The sequence below is a fragment of the Pseudomonas sp. NPDC089547 genome, assembly GCF_050280665.1.
Taxonomy (GTDB): domain Bacteria; phylum Pseudomonadota; class Gammaproteobacteria; order Pseudomonadales; family Pseudomonadaceae; genus Aquipseudomonas.
Genome location: NZ_JBNNVS010000018.1, coordinates 1 through 14439 on the forward strand (window position 1 = coordinate 1; position 14439 = coordinate 14439).

Here is a 14439-nt window from a genome sequence, read left to right on the forward strand (position 1 = left end):
CGCTTGACGGGCATCCATGCCCGTCACCTCCCTCCGCAATCCCTCCGCTCGGCCTCCTGAAGTCGCGAAGATCAAGATCAAGATCAAGATCAAGATCAAGATCAAGAGCAAGAGCAAGAGCAAGAGCAAGAGCAAGAGCAAGAGCAAGAGCAAGAGCAAGAGCAGGAGCAGGATCAAGAGCCAGGTCAACGGCAGACGGCGTCGTTCGCAGGCGGTGCTTGGACGACGTCGCGCTATGCGCGACAATGACGATCATTTGCGGAGCCCCCCATGACCGATTTCACCCCCGACGCCATCCTCGACGCCACCGGCCTGAACTGCCCGGAGCCGGTAATGATGCTGCATCAGCACGTACGTGACCTGGCCGCTGGTGGCCTGCTCAAAGTCATCGCCACCGACCCGTCGACCCGCCGCGACATCCCCAAGTTCTGCAACTTTCTCGGCCACGAACTGCTGCAACAGCAGGAAGACGCCGGCACCTTCCTGTACTGGATTCGCAAGAAAGCCGACTGAAGCGCTCTGGAACACGCCCCGCGTTGCGCCTACACTGCGTTCCCCAGACAGGAGAGCGCCATGCTGATAGTTGCCGACGAGAATATCCCGCTGCTCGATGCCTTCTTCCAGGGTTTCGGTGAAATCCGCCGTTATCCAGGCCGAAGCCTCGATGCCGCCAGCGTCAAGGACGCCGATATCCTGCTGGTGCGTTCGGTAACCAAAGTCGACCGCCAATTGCTCGAAGGCAGCCGTGTACGCTTTGTTGGCACCTGCACCATCGGCACCGATCACCTCGACCTGGATTACTTTGCCGAGGCCGGCATTCGCTGGAGCAGCGCGCCGGGCTGCAATGCCCGCGGTGTGGTCGACTATGTGCTGGGCAGCCTGCTGACCCTGGCCGAGCTGGATGGCGTGGCACTGCCCGAGCGTGTATACGGCGTGGTAGGTGCGGGCGAAGTGGGGGGCCGCCTGGTGCGGGTGCTGCACGGCCTGGGCTGGAAGGTGCTGGTGTGCGACCCGCTGCGCCAGGCCGCCGAAGGCGGCGACTACGTCAGCCTTGAGACGATTTTGCAGCAATGCGATGTGATCAGCCTGCACACCCCGTTGCAGCGCGGTGGCGAGCACCCGACCTGGCACCTGCTGGGCCCGGCGCAGTTGGCTCGGTTGCGCCCGGGTGCCTGGCTGGTCAACGCCAGCCGCGGCCCGGTAGTGGACAACGCTGCCCTGCGTGAGCTGCTGCTGGACCGTGAAGACGTGCATGCGGTGCTGGACGTATGGGAGGGCGAGCCGCAGGTTGACCTGCAACTGGCCGACCTGTGCACGCTGGCCTCGCCGCACATTGCCGGTTACAGCCTTGACGGTCGCCAGCGCGGAACGGCGCAGATCTATCAAGCGCTGTGCCGCTTCCTCGGCGTGGACGAGCAGGTGCAACTGGCCGACTTGCTGCCCCGGCCGTCGCTGGCGCAGATTGAGCTGGACGCCAACACCGACCCGGCATGGGCATTGGCGACCCTGTGCCGCGCCGTGTATGACCCGCGTCGCGACGACGCCGATTTCCGCCGCAGCCTGAGCGACGACCCGCAGCAGCAGCGGGCGGCCTTCGACCAGTTGCGCAAGCAGTACCCGCCACGGCGCGAGATCGAAGGGCTGGCAGTGCGCTTGCGTGGCGAGTCACCGCAGCTGGCGCAACTAGTCAGCGCCCTGGGTGCGGAGTTGGTCTGACAGGCTCGCAATTCCCGCAGGTTTGTACAGTCCCCCTGTAGGAGCGGCCTTGTGTCGCGATCGGGCCGCAGGGCGGCCCCAGGATTTCAGCTTTGTCGCATGACTTGCAGGGGCCGCTTTGCGGCCCGATCGCGACACAAGGCCGCTCCTACAGCAGGGCGGTGTATACCGCCTACCAGGCAATAAAAACCCGGCGCCAGGGCCGGGTTGGGAAAAAATCGCCGATCAACCTTTGCGAACGCGCTCGACCCGGCTTTCTTCCAGGGCCTTGCAGGCCTGCTGGATCATTTGCTCGGTGATTGGCACTTCGCGCCCTTGGGCGTCGATGATCGAGCCGCACACCTTCGGTTGCGGGGTGGTCTTGGGCTTCTGGTTGTCGCTGCCATGCTGCAAGCTCATTCGGTGTCTCCTCATCAGGTTCTGGCCCAGGATAGCCCTGAGCCGTGACTGGCCTGTGACTGTTTGCGTATCACGCTGGAAACAGTCCAACAGAAACGCTGTGAAAGCTCCATAGTCTGGTTAGACCGATAGGCTATAGCAACCTGTACGCGTTCCCCGAGCCCGGATGAGTGGTAGTCTGCGGCTTCCCTGCCATTGTGGTCGTCGCCATGCCCGAATCGGTTTCCCCAGGCCAACGCCGCGCCTTGCGCCTGGCCTGGCAGTTCATCCGCCCCTATCGCCGGCAAGTGCTGCTGGCCTTGCTGGCGCTGGTGGTCACCGCCGCCATCACCCTGTCCATGGGCCAAGGCATCCGCCTGCTGGTGGACCAAGGCTTCATGACCCGCTCCGCACATCAGCTCAACCAGACCATCGGGCTGTTCCTGCTGCTGGTGCTGGCCCTGGCGGTGGGCACTTTCAGCCGTTTCTACCTGGTGTCATGGATTGGCGAGCGATGTGTAGCGGATATCCGCCGTGCCGTCTTCGACCACCTGATTGGCCTGCATCCTGGTTTTTTTGAAGACAACCGCAGCTCAGAGATCCAGTCGCGGCTCACCGCCGACACCACGCTGCTGCAATCGGTCATCGGCTCGTCCCTGTCGATGTTCTTGCGCAACGCGCTGATGGTGATCGGTGGCGTGGTACTGCTGTTCATCACCAACCCCAAGCTCACCAGCATCGTGGTGGTGGCCCTGCCGCTGGTGCTGGCGCCCATCCTGCTGTTCGGGCGCCGGGTACGCAGCCTGTCACGGCAAAGCCAGGACCGTGTTGCCGATGTGGGCAGCTACGTGGCCGAAACCTTGGGGCAGATCAAGACCGTGCAGGCCTATAACCACCAGGCGCACGACCGCGAACTGTTCGCCGGCACGGTCGAGGCCGCATTTACCGTGGCCCGCAAGCGGATTGCCCAGCGGGCCTGGCTGATCACCCTGGTGATCGTGCTGGTGTTGGGGGCGGTTGGGGTGATGCTGTGGGTGGGCGGCATGGATGTGATCGCCGGGCGGATTTCTGCAGGCGAGCTGGCGGCGTTCGTGTTCTACAGCCTGATCGTCGGCAGTGCCTTCGGTACCCTCAGCGAGGTCATCGGCGAGTTGCAACGTGCAGCGGGCGCCGCCGAGCGGATTGCCGAACTGTTGGCGGCGCGCAGTGCCATCCTGCCACCTGCCGTGGCGCAGGTGTTGCCGCAGCAGCGGGCCAGCGGGCGTATCGAATTGCAGCAGGTGGTGTTCGCCTACCCGTCACGGCCCACGGTGGCGGCCATCGACGGCCTGAGCCTGGCCATCGAGCCCGGGCAAACCGTGGCCCTGGTTGGCCACTCGGGGGCAGGCAAGTCGACCCTGTTCGATTTGTTGCTGCGCTTTTACGACCCTCAGCAAGGGCGCATCCTGCTTGATGGCCTGCCGCTTACCGAACTCGACCCTGACCAGTTGCGCCGCCAGTTCGCCCTGGTCGCTCAAAACCCTGCGCTGTTCCGTGGCACGGTGGAGGCCAACATCCGTTATGGCCGGCCCGAGGCGACCCTGGCGCAGGTCGAAGCAGCTGCCCGCGGTGCGTATGCCGACGAATTTATCCGGCAGCTGCCGCAGGGCTACCAGACACCGCTAGGAGAGGGCGGCATTGGCCTTTCCGGCGGCCAGCGCCAACGCCTGGCGATTGCCCGGGCGTTGCTGGTGGATGCGCCAATCCTGTTGCTGGACGAGGCCACCAGCGCCCTCGATGCGCAAAGCGAGCACTTGATCCAGCAGGCGCTGCCCAGCCTGATGGCCGGGCGAACCACGCTGGTGATCGCCCATCGCCTGGCCACGGTGCAGCATGCCGAGCGCATCGCGGTCATCGACAAGGGCCGAGTGGTGGCGGTGGGCACCCATCGCCAACTGATCGAAGAAAGCCCGTTGTACGCGCGGCTGGCCGCCTTGCAATTCACGACGGGGTAGCGTGTCGTGGCTTTGTAACATTTTTGTAGTAATTGCCTGAGAGTATCTGCCTCAACTGTTGCGTAAGTGCTCGGCCTGGCTGCCATTGCTTGATGGCAGCTTTTTTTTGGCCTGCCAACAAGGACATGGAATGTCTGACCTGGTGTTGCGGATGCGCGCCATTCCTTTCCTTCCGGTTTCGAGATCCACCATGTTGCGTAAATCCCTCAGAGTGCAAATTCTCTCGCTGCTCGGCGGCAGCCTCGCGGCGATGTTGCTGATCGCCCTGGTGTGTTTCCAGTTCCTGTCGTCCAGCGTGCGCGGCTACGCCGAGCTGGTAGACGGGCCGCTGCGGGCCTCGCAATTGATCGATGAAGCCAACCTGCAGTTCAAGGTCCAGGTGCAGGAATGGAAGAACGTGCTGCTGCGTGGGCGCCAGCCGGCAGACATGGACAAGTACTGGCAGCAGTTCCAGGCCCGCGAACAGCAGGTGCAAGCGCTGCTCGGGCAGCTGATCGACAGCAGCGACGCAAGGCTGACGGTGCCGTTGCAGCAACTGCGTGACAGCCACCGGCAGTTGGGCCAGGCCTATGCACAGGGTCGCCAGGCCTTCCTTGCGGCAGGTGGCGACCCGGTAGCCGGTGACCTGGCGGTGAAGGGCGTGGACCGTGCCGCCAGCGAGCAAATGAGTGAACTGGTCGAGCAACTGCGTGCCGATGCCCGCCAGCGTGCGGCCAGTATCAACGCCAGCGCCGAGCGTACGGTATGGCTTGGCCTGCTGGTAATGCTGGCCTCGGCGGTGCTGGTGGGGCTGCTTAGCTTGTGGCTGGTCAACCGCAGCCTGATCGAGCCGATCCGTCAATTGATCGAGTATGTCGCGCAGCTTAGCCAAGGCCGTTTTGCCGCCCGGGTGGACAGCCGCCGTGAGGACGAACTGGGGCGCCTGGCGCGGGCGGCCAACACCCTGCGTGACTTCCTTGCCGACACCGTTGGCCGGCTGCAGGACAACGCCCAAGAGCTGGAAGGTGCCAGCGGGCAGTTGCGCAACATCGCTGGCGACATGGCCCGCGGTACCCACGACCAGTTCCAGCGTACCGACCAGGTGGCCACGGCCATGCACGAGATGTCCGCCACCGCCCAGGAAGTCGCCCGCCACGCCGCCGAGGCTGCGCGTGCAGCTGACGACGCCGACCACAGTGCCCAGGCAGGTGAACAGGTGATGCAGCAGACCATCGATATCATCGGCGTGGTCAACCGCGAAATTGCCGGCACGGCAGCGGTCATTCGCGACCTGGAACATGACAGCACGCGCATCGGCAAGGTGCTGGAAGTGATCCGCGGTATCGCCGAACAGACCAACCTGCTGGCGCTCAACGCCGCCATTGAGGCAGCCCGCGCCGGTGAGGCCGGGCGTGGCTTTGCGGTAGTGGCTGATGAAGTCCGCAGCCTGGCCCAGCGCACTGCAGCGTCGATTGCCGAGATCCACCAGATCATCGAAGCCGTGCAGTCGGGCGCGGTTGAGGCGGTCAAGGCCATCGAGAGCGGCCAGCAACGCAGTGAGGAAGGTGCCGAACAGGTGCAGCAGGCTGGGCAGATGCTGCAGCGCATCACCCTGGCGGTGGAAGCGATCCGCGACATGAACCGGCAAATCGCCACCGCGGCCGAAGAGCAGACAAGCGTGGCCGAGGACATCTCGCGCAACCTGATCGAAATCACCCGCATTGCCACCGCCAACCAGGAGGCCGTGCAGCATACCGAGCAGGCCGGGCAGCGCCTGCATGGCTTGTCGGGGCAGCTGGGCGAAGTAACCGCCCGCCTGAGCGCCTGAAGGTTTTGAGGCACAAGCACCAGGCACAACAAAAAGCCCGCGCAAGGCGGGCTTCTTGATGAGGATCTGGTCGGAGAGACAGGATTCGAACCTGCGGCCTTCTCGTCCCGAACGAGACGCGCTACCTGGCTGCGCTACACTCCGATGAACAAAATCCTACTGCATCCCGTTTTTGCGAACAAGCCCTTGTTGTTTAAAGGGCCTTTGCCTGAACGGGGGCTATTTCAAAGCTCTTTCACGGTGCGGATCTGGTCTTTGTTCAGGCGCGTGCGCTTGCCATCCAGTTGCTCGAATTCGTAGAAGCCGGAGTCTTCATCGTACGTCGGTGTGTCGGTGGCCTGGATCTCCCGACCATCGTTCAGCGTGATGACAGTGGGCGATGCACAGCCGGCGAGGGCGCCCAGGCCCAGGGCAAGCAGGAAGGCGGGTAGGGTCCGTTGAATCATCGTGTTTCTCCAGTGCGATGGTGCTAGATGACTTTATGACGCAAGGCGTCCACGCAAGTTCCTTCTACAGTGCAGCATAGCCTCAAGACCAAGGTATTGATCAAGGGCATGGTCCATGCTGCCACGCTGCGCAGGGCATGCGCTGTGATATAACTGCGCCATTCCCTCTCCCAGTGACGGACCCCCATGAAAGCCAAGGCTGATACCCCCTTCGTGCCGCTGAATATCGCCGTGCTCACGGTCAGCGACACCCGAACCTTCGACACAGACACCTCTGGGCAGATGTTCGTCGACCGCCTGAGTGCGGCCGGCCATCGGCTGGCCGAGCGTGTACTGCTGAAGGATGACCTGTACAAGATCCGCGCGCAGGTCGCTACCTGGATTGCCGATGACAGTGTGCAAGTGGTGCTGATTACTGGCGGTACCGGCTTTACCGGCCGCGACAGCACGCCCGAGGCCGTTGCCTGCCTGCTGGACAAGCAGGTCGACGGCTTTGGTGAGCTGTTCCGGCAGATTTCCGTGGCCGACATTGGCACCTCCACCGTGCAGTCGCGTGCCTTGGCCGGGCTGGCCAACGGCACCCTCGTATGCTGCCTGCCGGGTTCGACCAACGCGGTGCGCACGGGCTGGGATGGCATCCTGGCCGAGCAGCTGGATGCCCGCCATCGGCCGTGCAACTTCGTGGCGCACCTGAAGCAGGCAGCGGCCTGTGACAGCCGTGGTTGAGGCCAGCCAGGCCCGGCCACTGATGCCGGTGGAGCAGGCCCTGGAGCAACTGCTGGCGCTGGCCGAGGCGGCACCTGTGCGCGATACCGAGAACCTGCCGTTGGCCGAGGCCGAGGGGCGTGTGCTGGCCACCGACCTGGTGGCCTCGCTCGATCTGCCGCCCTGGCCGAACAGTGCCATGGACGGTTATGCCTTGCGCCTGGCCGACTGGCAGGGCCAGCCACTGCCGGTCAGCCAGCGTATTTTTGCCGGCCATGCCCCACAGCCGCTGGAGCCGGGCACCTGTGCGCGGATCTTTACCGGTGCGCCCGTGCCGGAAGGTGCCGACTGCGTCGAGATGCAAGAGAACACCGAAGTACTCGACGATGGGCGGGTACGCTTTCTCGAAGCGTTGCAAACCCAGCAGAACATTCGCCCGCAAGGCCAGGAAACCCGCAAGGGCGAGGAGGTGATGAGCGCCGGCACCCGGCTGGGGCCGATCGAGCTGGGCCTGGCTGCGACCTTGGGCCACGGGCGCCTGGACGTGATACGCAAGGTGCGGGTGGCGGTGCTTTCCACGGGTGATGAACTGGTCGAACCCGGCCTGCCGCTGGGCCCCGGGCAAATCTACAACAGCAATCGTCGGCTGCTGGTCAGCTGGTTGCAACGGCTGGGCTGCGACGTGGTTGATGCAGGCATCCTGCCGGATGACCTGGCCCGTACCCGTGCTTGCCTGGCCTCTTTGGGCGATGTTGACCTGATCCTGTCTACCGGTGGCGTCTCGGTGGGGGAGGCCGACTACCTCGGTGCTGCCCTGCGCGAAGCCGGCGAGCTGGCGTTGTGGAAACTGGCGATCAAGCCGGGCAAGCCACTCACCTTCGGCCACTTCCAGGGCGTGCCGGTGATCGGCCTGCCAGGCAACCCGGCCTCGACCCTGGTCACCTTCGGCCTGCTGACCCGGCCCTACCTGTTGCGTCGCCAGGGCGTGGCCGATGTCACGCCGCTGCAGTTCGACATGCAGGCGGGCTTCGACTGGCCCAAGGCGGGCACGCGGCGTGAATACCTGCGTGCACGTATCGAGCAGGGCCAGGTGCGCATTTACAAGAACCAGAGCTCCGGCGTGCTGCGTAGCGCAGCCTGGGCGCAAGGGTTGGTGGAGGTGCGTGAGGGGCGCACGCTGAAGCAGGGCGACAGCGTGCCGTTCATTCCTTTCAGCGAGCTACTTGGCTGAGCGGCCCAGCCAGGCACTGCCCAGCGGCGCAGCCTCGGCTGGCGCTGCCTGGGCCAGGCGCATGTGCACGTTCTCCAGTTGCTGGGCCGCCACGCTCCAGTCGTGGCGTTGGCGGGCGAACTGCCGCCCGGCATCGCTCAACTGGCTCATGCGCCACGGCTGGTTGAGCAGTTGGGTGATCAGCAGCGCCAGCTGGTCGCCGTCATCGCTGCCCAGGTAATGCTCACCGTTGTTGGCCGCCAGGCCCGATACACCTTTGCCGGTGGTAATGACCGGCAGGCCTGCGGCCATGGCCTCCAGTATTTTGACCTTGGAGCCGCCGGCATAGCGCAACGGTGCAAAGAACAGTGCCGAACGCTTCTGCAGCTCACGCAGGTCGGGGCGGTAGCCGAACCATTCGATGCGCGGGTCGTTCCAGTGCAGTTTCCAGCTGGCCGGCAGGGCATGCCCTGCTATGGCCAGGCGTACCGCCGGGTTGCTCATCCATACCTGCGGCATGATGTCTTCCAGGGCCCACTCGATAGCCTCCAGGTTGGCGCCATACTCGAAGTTACCGACAAACAGCAGGCGCTGGCTGTGCAGCGCCGGTTGCACGTGCTGGTAGAAATCACAATCCACACCATTGACCACCACGTTCACCGGGCGCCCGCTGATCTGTGCGATCAGTTCGGCATCGTGGGCGCTGACCGCTACCAGTTCGGTGGGCTGGCGTAGCACCCGGTTTTCCCAGCGGCGGTAGCGCCAGCGGTCAAAGGCGTTGAGTGGGCGCAGCCACAGGGGCAGGCGGTCGTGGCAGGCGCCGCCCATCACCGACTCAAGGGTATGCTCGCTGAGCATGTACGGCAGCCCATGGGCCTGCAGGGCTTTTTCGAAGGGTTGGAAACTGTAGCTGTGCTCGATCTGGATCACATCCCAGGGTTCGTCCAGCAATTGCTCGAAGCGGTGCCGCAGGCAAGCGGACAGGCCGTTGATGATAGCCCGCATGGGGTAGTCGATGATCGGCGAGGCAAGCAGGTTCAGCGGGCTGTGCAGTGGCCGACGGGGTATCACGATCAGCCGTTCGAGTAGCGGCTCCAGGGCTTCCCGGGCCGTATCGCAGAGGGGGACTTTCGACTGCACCAGCAGGGTGATGCGGTGGCCCTGCTGTGCCAGTGCACGTATCAGGTGATATTGCCGGGTCTTGCTACCGCTGGTGGTCGGCCAGGGCAGGTAGGGCAGTGTCCAGAGAATACGCATGACCCGGAACCCTCAGTAAAGGCTGCAGATAGCAAGACGCGCCCGTTGGCAGCAACGTGTAGCCGCTGTCGGGGCGCGTCCATGGCAGGGTTGAATTCGGCCCGGCAACAGAAGTCAAAAGGCTGACCTTCCTGGGAAAAATCTTTGCCTGGGTCAAAAACTTGTCAAAAGTTCATTTTCTGAGCATAGCCGCGCATTCTCGGCTGTGGGGAAAAGACCCTGCTGGCTGCGCATTTTTTTTGCAGCCATGCAACGATCCTGGCAGCGGCGTGGTCGAGATCTGGGTTGGTCAACTTCACGGAGAGGCGCGATGCAAGGGCGCAAGGCAATGCTGATCCTGCACGGCAAGCAGGCAATGAACGAAGAACTGCGCAGTGCCGTGTACGAACTGCGCGAGAGCGGCTGGCCGCTGGATGTGCGAGTGACCTGGGAAGGTGGCGACGCCCAGCGACTGGTTGGCGAAGCGTTGGCTGCCGGCTACACGCACATTGTCGCGGGCGGCGGGGACGGCACGTTGCGCGATGTGGCCGAAGCCATGGGCCAGGCCGGTGGCCAGGCCAGCCTGGCCTTGTTGCCGCTGGGCACGGCCAACGATTTCGCCAAGGCTGCCGGCGTACCCCTGGAGCCTGCCGCAGCACTGCAGCTGCTCAATACCCCGGCGCAACCCATAGACCTGGGCCAGGCCGGCGACCAGTTGTTCCTCAACATGGCCACGGGAGGGTTTGGCAGCCAGGTCACTGCCAACACCTCCGAAGACCTGAAGAAAGTACTGGGTGCCGCGGCCTACCTGTTCACCGGGCTGTCGCGCTTCAGCGAACTGCAGGCCGCTTCGGTAGAGCTGCAAGGGCCTGACTTCCACTGGCAGGGGAGCTTGCTGGCGCTGGGTATCGGTAATGGTCGCCAGGCCGGGGGCGGGCAGGTGCTATGCCCCGAGGCTGTGGTGAACGATGGCTTGCTTGACATCGCCATCCTGCCCGCGCCACAGGAGGTGGTCGGGGCCCTGCGTGACCTGCTGGCCGGTGACGGCCTGTTCGTGCGCGCCAGGTTGCCTTGGGTCGAGATCAAGAGTTCGCAAGGCCTGGATATCAACCTTGATGGCGAGCCTTTGCAGGCCGACAACCTGCGTTTCCAGGCCAGGCCTGCCGCGTTGCGCTTGCACCTGCCGGCCGGGTCACCGTTGCTCAGTCGTCCAGGCTGATGATTTTTTCGCGTACGGCGAACAGTACCAGGCCGGCCACATCATGAATCTGCAGGCGCTTCATGATTTGCGAGCGGTGGGTTTCCACGGTCTTGATCGACAGGCCCAGGCCATTGGCGATTTCCCGGGTGGACTTGCCGCGCACGATCAGGCGCAGGATTTCCAGTTGTCGCGCAGTGAGGTTATGCCGCTCGCCCGTGGTGTGCTTGCCCTGCCTGGTGTGCCGTAGTGCCTGGTCGATGACAGTGTGGGCGATGGCCGGGCTGAGGTAGCGCTCGCCATTGCGCACTGCGGCCAGGGCCTGCTCCAGTTCGGTGGCGCTGGTGTCCTTGAGCAGGTAGCCGTGGGCGCCACTTTCCAGGGCCCGCATGATCAGGTCCGGGTCGGTGTGCATCGACAGGATCAGCACCTTGCAGTTGCTGCCGCTGGCGCGCAGCAGGGTGAGGGCGTCCAGGCCGCTGGTCGAACGCATGGAAATGTCCAGCAAGATGATGTCCGGGGCCAGTGCATGCACCTGTTCAAGCAACTGGCCGCCATCGTCGGCTTCACCGATCACGTCATAGCCGGGAATGTCGCAGACCAGTGCGCGCACACCCGCGCGGATCAGCGAGTGGTCGTCTACCAGCAGCAGTCTACAGGTCATGGTCGGTAATGCTCCTGGCACGTTGCTGGGTACGCGCAGGCCACGGGAAAACCGCTTCGATGCGCGTGCCCTGGCCAGGCTGGCTGGTGATGTCGAGGCAGCCCTGGAACGCGGTTACCCGCTCCTGCATGCCGGTCAGGCCGCGCTGGCCAGCCTCAGCCGGGTGCCGGGCGGGAATGAAGCCTTGGCCGTCGTCGTGAATCGACAACGCCAGCCCCTCGGCGGTGCGCTGCAAGCGGATGACCAGGTTTTTTGCCTGGGCGTGACGCAGCATGTTGGTCACGGCTTCCTGGGTAATGCGAAACACCGCCATGGCCACGGCCTCGTCGATACCCCCCAGGCGTTGGTTGCACGCCAGGCTCCAGTGCACACTGCTGCTGGCCAGGGTGCGCACCAGGTGCTCGCGAAGGCTGGCTTCCAGGCCAAGGCTCGCCAACTGCCGCGGGTTGAGCAGGGCGGAGACGTCGCGCACATTCCCCAGGGTGTCATCCAGCGTGCTGCGCAGCGCGTTGCAGTGGCCCTGAAGATCATCGGGCATACGCCGTTGCAGCCATTGCAGTTGCAGCTTGGCGGCGGTGAGCAGCTGCCCGATGTCGTCGTGCAGTTCCCGGCTCAGGTGCTGGCGCTCGTCTTCTTGCACCTTGAGCATGCGCTCGGCCAGTTCTGCCGGGCGCAGGCTAATCGACCTGGCACCCAGGCCAAGGTAGGCGGCGGTACCCAGCGTAGCGACCAACTGCAGCACCAGCAGGCCGGCCGGGATTGACTGGTTGGCCAGGTACAACATCAGGTTGGCGACCAACGAGGCCACGCCCAGCCCGACAGTCGCCCAACGCAGCAAGGCAACACGGGAGCAACAATGCACAGAAGTCTTCAAGCGTGGGAACATAGGTAGGGAAGCCACTGAAGTATTGCTGATGGAGGCCTTGCACAATGCTGTTCAGAGGCTTTGGCGCAGTACTTTCGCTGTTTACTCGAGCGCGTTACCTTTCAACCGCTCTTCAGGTAGCAAGCGTTTATGGGCGCGCATATTACCACTTCGCAGTGTTTCGGTCGCGGCGGGAAATGCTTTGAAACGCCTGACAGTTCGGCGGTTTTGGGTAGCAAAATGCCACCTTTTAATCCCGCGTGATGCACTTGCCTCACAACTAACGCGGCAATGATTCAACAGCGTCCCCCGAAAACTTGGAGAACTTCCCAAGTTCGACAGTGGCGGGGCTTGAATGAACGTGCTTAGTTGCACTTTGCATCAGGATGATACGGTGTGCTTGAGTGCGCGTGGAATGTGCCAGCTGCGACTTCTTCGTGCAGGTGGACGCACTCGCTACCTTGCTCGTTGCAGGCGGCGCAGGCGGGTGCAAGGGGTTGCCGTAGGGCCTTGGCCAGGCTACTCAGCAGCACCAGTTGCTCACCGATGTCCAGGTTCAGCCGCCCGGTACGGGTGTCGACCAATTCCAGTTGCCAGGCCAGCAAAGTAAGGCATTCCCCTACTACTGGCAGTGCTTCGCGTTGCAGGTAGCCGCCATGGCAGGCCGGTGCCAGCAGCTGTTGTAGGGCAGTGGTGTAATGGGCAACTTCACGCAGGCCCAGGCGCGTAGCCTGCCTGGCCAGGCTGCCAAGGGCTTTGTCCAGGCAGCAGCACGCGTCCGGGTCATTGTCGATCAGTTCCAGATGTTGCAGGCATTCCTGGGCCTGGGTCAGCAATACCTGGGCATCCACCAAGTAACCCTGCAAGGCGTCATCGAACGATAAGGCAGTGTCCATCATCAGGTCCCCGCGCGTGGCGCAGGCGCAGAGGGCGGGCACGCCGAAACGATAACTAGCAAAAGCCTGACTCCATTCATGCATTGAGAATGGCGTCACATTAATGGCTAAAGGATATCGCGAATATCAGGTTGCACCCGATTGCGACTAAGGGTTTCCCTGATGTCTGGCTAAGGTGAGGGGCTTTTTTCAGCCTTGATGATTGACCGTGCGATGCCCACAGTCAAGCATGATGTTAAAGTGATATCAATTGCCTTGGCGGCATTTTCCCTCAAGGGTCAAGGTGTGCGTGAAACCGCCGATACAGGGTGGATGATTTCTCTTTTTCCGACTCAAGCCTGGGGGCTTTCCAATGGCTGGCATTCTCGACACCGTAGACCAACGCACGCAACTGGTGGGCGAGAACCGCCTCGAAATTCTCATGTTTCGCCTGGCCGGCCGTCAGCTGTTCGCGATCAACGTGTTCAAGGTGCAGGAAGTGCTGCAACTGCCCAAGCTGACCCTGATGCCCCAGCGCCACGCCTTCGTCTGCGGGGTGGTCAACCTGCGTGGCCAGACCTTGCCGGTGATCGACCTGTCCCAGGCGATCGGCATGCGCCCGCTGCAGCCGGGGCCGGACAGCACCATCATCGTCACCGAATACAACCGATCGGTGCAGGCCTTCCTGGTGGGCGGTGTCGACCGCATCGTCAACATGAACTGGGAGTCGATCATGCCGCCGCCTACCAGTGCCGGCCGCCAGCACTACCTGACCGCCATCACCAAGGTCGATGAAAAGCTGGTGGAGGTGATCGACGTGGAAAAGGTGCTGGCCGAAATCGTGCCGTACAACGCCCGGGTGTCGGGCGAAAAGCTCGCCGACCCGGTACTGGCCCGGGCCCGTGGGCGCGAGGTGCTGCTGGTGGACGACTCCAGCGTGGCCCTGGCGCAATTGCGCGACACCTTGTCCCAGCTGGGGGTGAAGCTGCATGTGGCCAGTGACGGCCTGAAGGCGCTACGCATGCTCAAAGGCTGGGCCGATGCCGGCGAGGACGTGTGCGAGAAGCTGCTGATGGTGTTTACGGATGCCGAAATGCCGGAAATGGACGGCTATCGCCTGACCACCGAGATTCGCAGCGACGCACGCTTGCGGCAGCTCTACGTCGTCCTGCACACCTCGTTGTCGGGCAGTTTCAACGAATCCATGGTGAAGAAGGTGGGCTGCGACAACTTCCTGTCCAAGTTCCAGCCTGATCGCCTGGTCGATGTAGTCAAACAACGCCTGCTGCTGGATACCACCACTGCGTGATCGCCAGGCCAGCCGGGTATAAGCTTGGCTTTTGGC

15 protein-coding genes, 1 tRNA gene and 1 pseudogene are annotated in these 14439 nt (G+C 63.4%); 9 read left to right on the forward strand and 8 right to left on the reverse strand.

Annotation, left to right across the window (positions count from 1 at the left end; translation table 11 throughout):
- Positions 1-256 (reverse strand): hypothetical protein (locus tag ACQKPZ_RS14410; RefSeq protein ID WP_427539114.1); only part of this gene is annotated, 256 nt, incomplete at its 3' end.
- 14 nt (positions 257-270) lie between these two features.
- Between ACQKPZ_RS14410 and tusA the strand changes: the two genes are divergently transcribed.
- Together tusA and pdxB are read left to right on the forward strand one after the other, a co-directional pair.
- The gene (gene tusA, locus ACQKPZ_RS14415; protein ID WP_016500764.1) at positions 271-513 is read left to right on the forward strand and encodes a sulfurtransferase TusA; all 243 of its coding nucleotides are present in this window, start codon (positions 271-273) and stop codon (positions 511-513) included.
- Between the two features lie 60 nt (positions 514-573).
- Positions 574-1716: a 4-phosphoerythronate dehydrogenase PdxB gene (gene pdxB / locus ACQKPZ_RS14420; protein WP_427539117.1), complete on the forward strand. Its 1143-nt coding sequence runs from the start codon at positions 574-576 to the stop codon at positions 1714-1716.
- A gap of 225 nt (positions 1717-1941) precedes the next feature.
- Here pdxB and ACQKPZ_RS14425 read toward each other — a convergent pair whose 3' ends face one another.
- Positions 1942-2115: a PA1571 family protein gene (locus ACQKPZ_RS14425; RefSeq protein ID WP_391132607.1), complete on the reverse strand. Its 174-nt coding sequence runs from the start codon at positions 2113-2115 to the stop codon at positions 1942-1944.
- Positions 2116-2324: 209 nt separating this feature from the next.
- Between ACQKPZ_RS14425 and ACQKPZ_RS14430 the strand changes: the two genes are divergently transcribed.
- From ACQKPZ_RS14430 to ACQKPZ_RS14440, 3 genes and pseudogenes are all read left to right on the forward strand, one after another.
- Complete coding sequence (locus tag ACQKPZ_RS14430) at positions 2325-4088, forward strand: ABC transporter transmembrane domain-containing protein (protein WP_427539120.1); 1764 nt, start codon at positions 2325-2327, stop codon at positions 4086-4088.
- Between the two features lie 763 nt (positions 4089-4851).
- Positions 4852-4962: pseudogene (locus ACQKPZ_RS14435) on the forward strand (hypothetical protein); the annotation flags it as partial.
- A gap of 228 nt (positions 4963-5190) precedes the next feature.
- On the forward strand, positions 5191-5895 hold the full coding sequence (locus ACQKPZ_RS14440) for a methyl-accepting chemotaxis protein (RefSeq protein ID WP_427539309.1): 705 nt from the start codon (positions 5191-5193) through the stop codon (positions 5893-5895).
- 67 nt (positions 5896-5962) lie between these two features.
- On the opposite strand, the gene ACQKPZ_RS14445 is transcribed toward ACQKPZ_RS14440, so the two are convergent.
- Together ACQKPZ_RS14445 and ACQKPZ_RS14450 are read right to left on the reverse strand one after the other, a co-directional pair.
- Positions 5963-6039: transfer RNA gene (locus tag ACQKPZ_RS14445), tRNA-Pro, on the reverse strand.
- Positions 6040-6119: 80 nt separating this feature from the next.
- The gene (locus ACQKPZ_RS14450; protein ID WP_391132603.1) at positions 6120-6341 is read right to left on the reverse strand and encodes a YgdI/YgdR family lipoprotein; all 222 of its coding nucleotides are present in this window, start codon (positions 6339-6341) and stop codon (positions 6120-6122) included.
- Between the two features lie 186 nt (positions 6342-6527).
- Here ACQKPZ_RS14450 and moaB point away from each other — a divergent pair, with 186 nt between their 5' ends.
- Together moaB and ACQKPZ_RS14460 are read left to right on the forward strand one after the other, a co-directional pair.
- A complete protein-coding gene (gene moaB, locus ACQKPZ_RS14455) occupies positions 6528-7067 on the forward strand; it encodes a molybdenum cofactor biosynthesis protein B (protein ID WP_427539123.1) in 540 nt (179 codons plus the stop codon).
- A complete protein-coding gene (locus ACQKPZ_RS14460) occupies positions 7051-8277 on the forward strand; it encodes a molybdopterin molybdotransferase MoeA (protein WP_427539126.1) in 1227 nt (408 codons plus the stop codon). The genes moaB and ACQKPZ_RS14460 overlap by 17 nt, the downstream gene beginning before the upstream one ends.
- Here the strand turns inward: ACQKPZ_RS14460 and ACQKPZ_RS14465 are convergent.
- Entirely contained in the window at positions 8266-9513 is a 1248-nt protein-coding gene (locus ACQKPZ_RS14465; RefSeq protein WP_391132597.1) for a glycosyltransferase family 4 protein, read from the reverse strand. The two genes, ACQKPZ_RS14460 and ACQKPZ_RS14465, sit on opposite strands and share 12 nt — an antisense overlap.
- Positions 9514-9823: 310 nt before the next feature.
- Here ACQKPZ_RS14465 and yegS point away from each other — a divergent pair, with 310 nt between their 5' ends.
- On the forward strand, positions 9824-10711 hold the full coding sequence (gene yegS, locus ACQKPZ_RS14470; protein WP_427539129.1) for a lipid kinase YegS: 888 nt from the start codon (positions 9824-9826) through the stop codon (positions 10709-10711).
- Here yegS and ACQKPZ_RS14475 read toward each other — a convergent pair.
- From ACQKPZ_RS14475 to ACQKPZ_RS14485, 3 genes are all read right to left on the reverse strand, one after another.
- Positions 10695-11354, reverse strand: coding sequence for a response regulator (locus tag ACQKPZ_RS14475; RefSeq protein WP_427539132.1), 660 nt, complete (start codon positions 11352-11354; stop codon positions 10695-10697). The two genes, yegS and ACQKPZ_RS14475, sit on opposite strands and share 17 nt — an antisense overlap.
- Positions 11344-12240 carry a sensor histidine kinase gene (locus tag ACQKPZ_RS14480; RefSeq protein ID WP_427539311.1) on the reverse strand — a complete coding sequence of 299 codons (897 nt, stop codon included), beginning with the start codon at positions 12238-12240 and terminating at the stop codon, positions 11344-11346. Before ACQKPZ_RS14480 ends, ACQKPZ_RS14475 begins: the two co-directional genes overlap by 11 nt.
- 344 nt (positions 12241-12584) lie before the next feature.
- Positions 12585-13115 (reverse strand): histidine kinase, encoded by a 531-nt coding sequence (locus ACQKPZ_RS14485; RefSeq protein WP_427539135.1) that lies wholly within the window; start codon positions 13113-13115, stop codon positions 12585-12587.
- Positions 13116-13467: 352 nt separating this feature from the next.
- Between ACQKPZ_RS14485 and ACQKPZ_RS14490 the strand changes: the two genes are divergently transcribed.
- Entirely contained in the window at positions 13468-14403 is a 936-nt protein-coding gene (locus ACQKPZ_RS14490; protein ID WP_391132587.1) for a chemotaxis protein CheV, read from the forward strand.
- Positions 14404-14439 lie beyond the last annotated feature (36 nt).

Bases quoted from the DNA above. Each gene is read 5' to 3' on its own strand.
- ACQKPZ_RS14485 (WP_427539135.1), bottom strand. From the start codon at position 13,115: ATGGACACTGCCTTATCGTTCGATGACGCCTTGCAGGGTTACTTGGTG.
- ACQKPZ_RS14440 (WP_427539309.1), top strand. From the start codon at position 5,191: ATGTCCGCCACCGCCCAGGAAGTCGCCCGCCACGCCGCCGAGGCTGCG.
- ACQKPZ_RS14465 (WP_391132597.1), bottom strand. From the start codon at position 9,513: ATGCGTATTCTCTGGACACTGCCCTACCTGCCCTGGCCGACCACCAGC.
- ACQKPZ_RS14480 (WP_427539311.1), bottom strand. From the start codon at position 12,240: ATGTTCCCACGCTTGAAGACTTCTGTGCATTGTTGCTCCCGTGTTGCC.
- tusA (WP_016500764.1), top strand. From the start codon at position 271: ATGACCGATTTCACCCCCGACGCCATCCTCGACGCCACCGGCCTGAAC.
- ACQKPZ_RS14425 (WP_391132607.1), bottom strand. From the start codon at position 2,115: ATGAGCTTGCAGCATGGCAGCGACAACCAGAAGCCCAAGACCACCCCG.
- moaB (WP_427539123.1), top strand. From the start codon at position 6,528: ATGAAAGCCAAGGCTGATACCCCCTTCGTGCCGCTGAATATCGCCGTG.
- ACQKPZ_RS14430 (WP_427539120.1), top strand. From the start codon at position 2,325: ATGCCCGAATCGGTTTCCCCAGGCCAACGCCGCGCCTTGCGCCTGGCC.
- ACQKPZ_RS14475 (WP_427539132.1), bottom strand. From the start codon at position 11,354: ATGACCTGTAGACTGCTGCTGGTAGACGACCACTCGCTGATCCGCGCG.
- ACQKPZ_RS14450 (WP_391132603.1), bottom strand. From the start codon at position 6,341: ATGATTCAACGGACCCTACCCGCCTTCCTGCTTGCCCTGGGCCTGGGC.
- yegS (WP_427539129.1), top strand. From the start codon at position 9,824: ATGCAAGGGCGCAAGGCAATGCTGATCCTGCACGGCAAGCAGGCAATG.
- pdxB (WP_427539117.1), top strand. From the start codon at position 574: ATGCTGATAGTTGCCGACGAGAATATCCCGCTGCTCGATGCCTTCTTC.
- ACQKPZ_RS14490 (WP_391132587.1), top strand. From the start codon at position 13,468: ATGGCTGGCATTCTCGACACCGTAGACCAACGCACGCAACTGGTGGGC.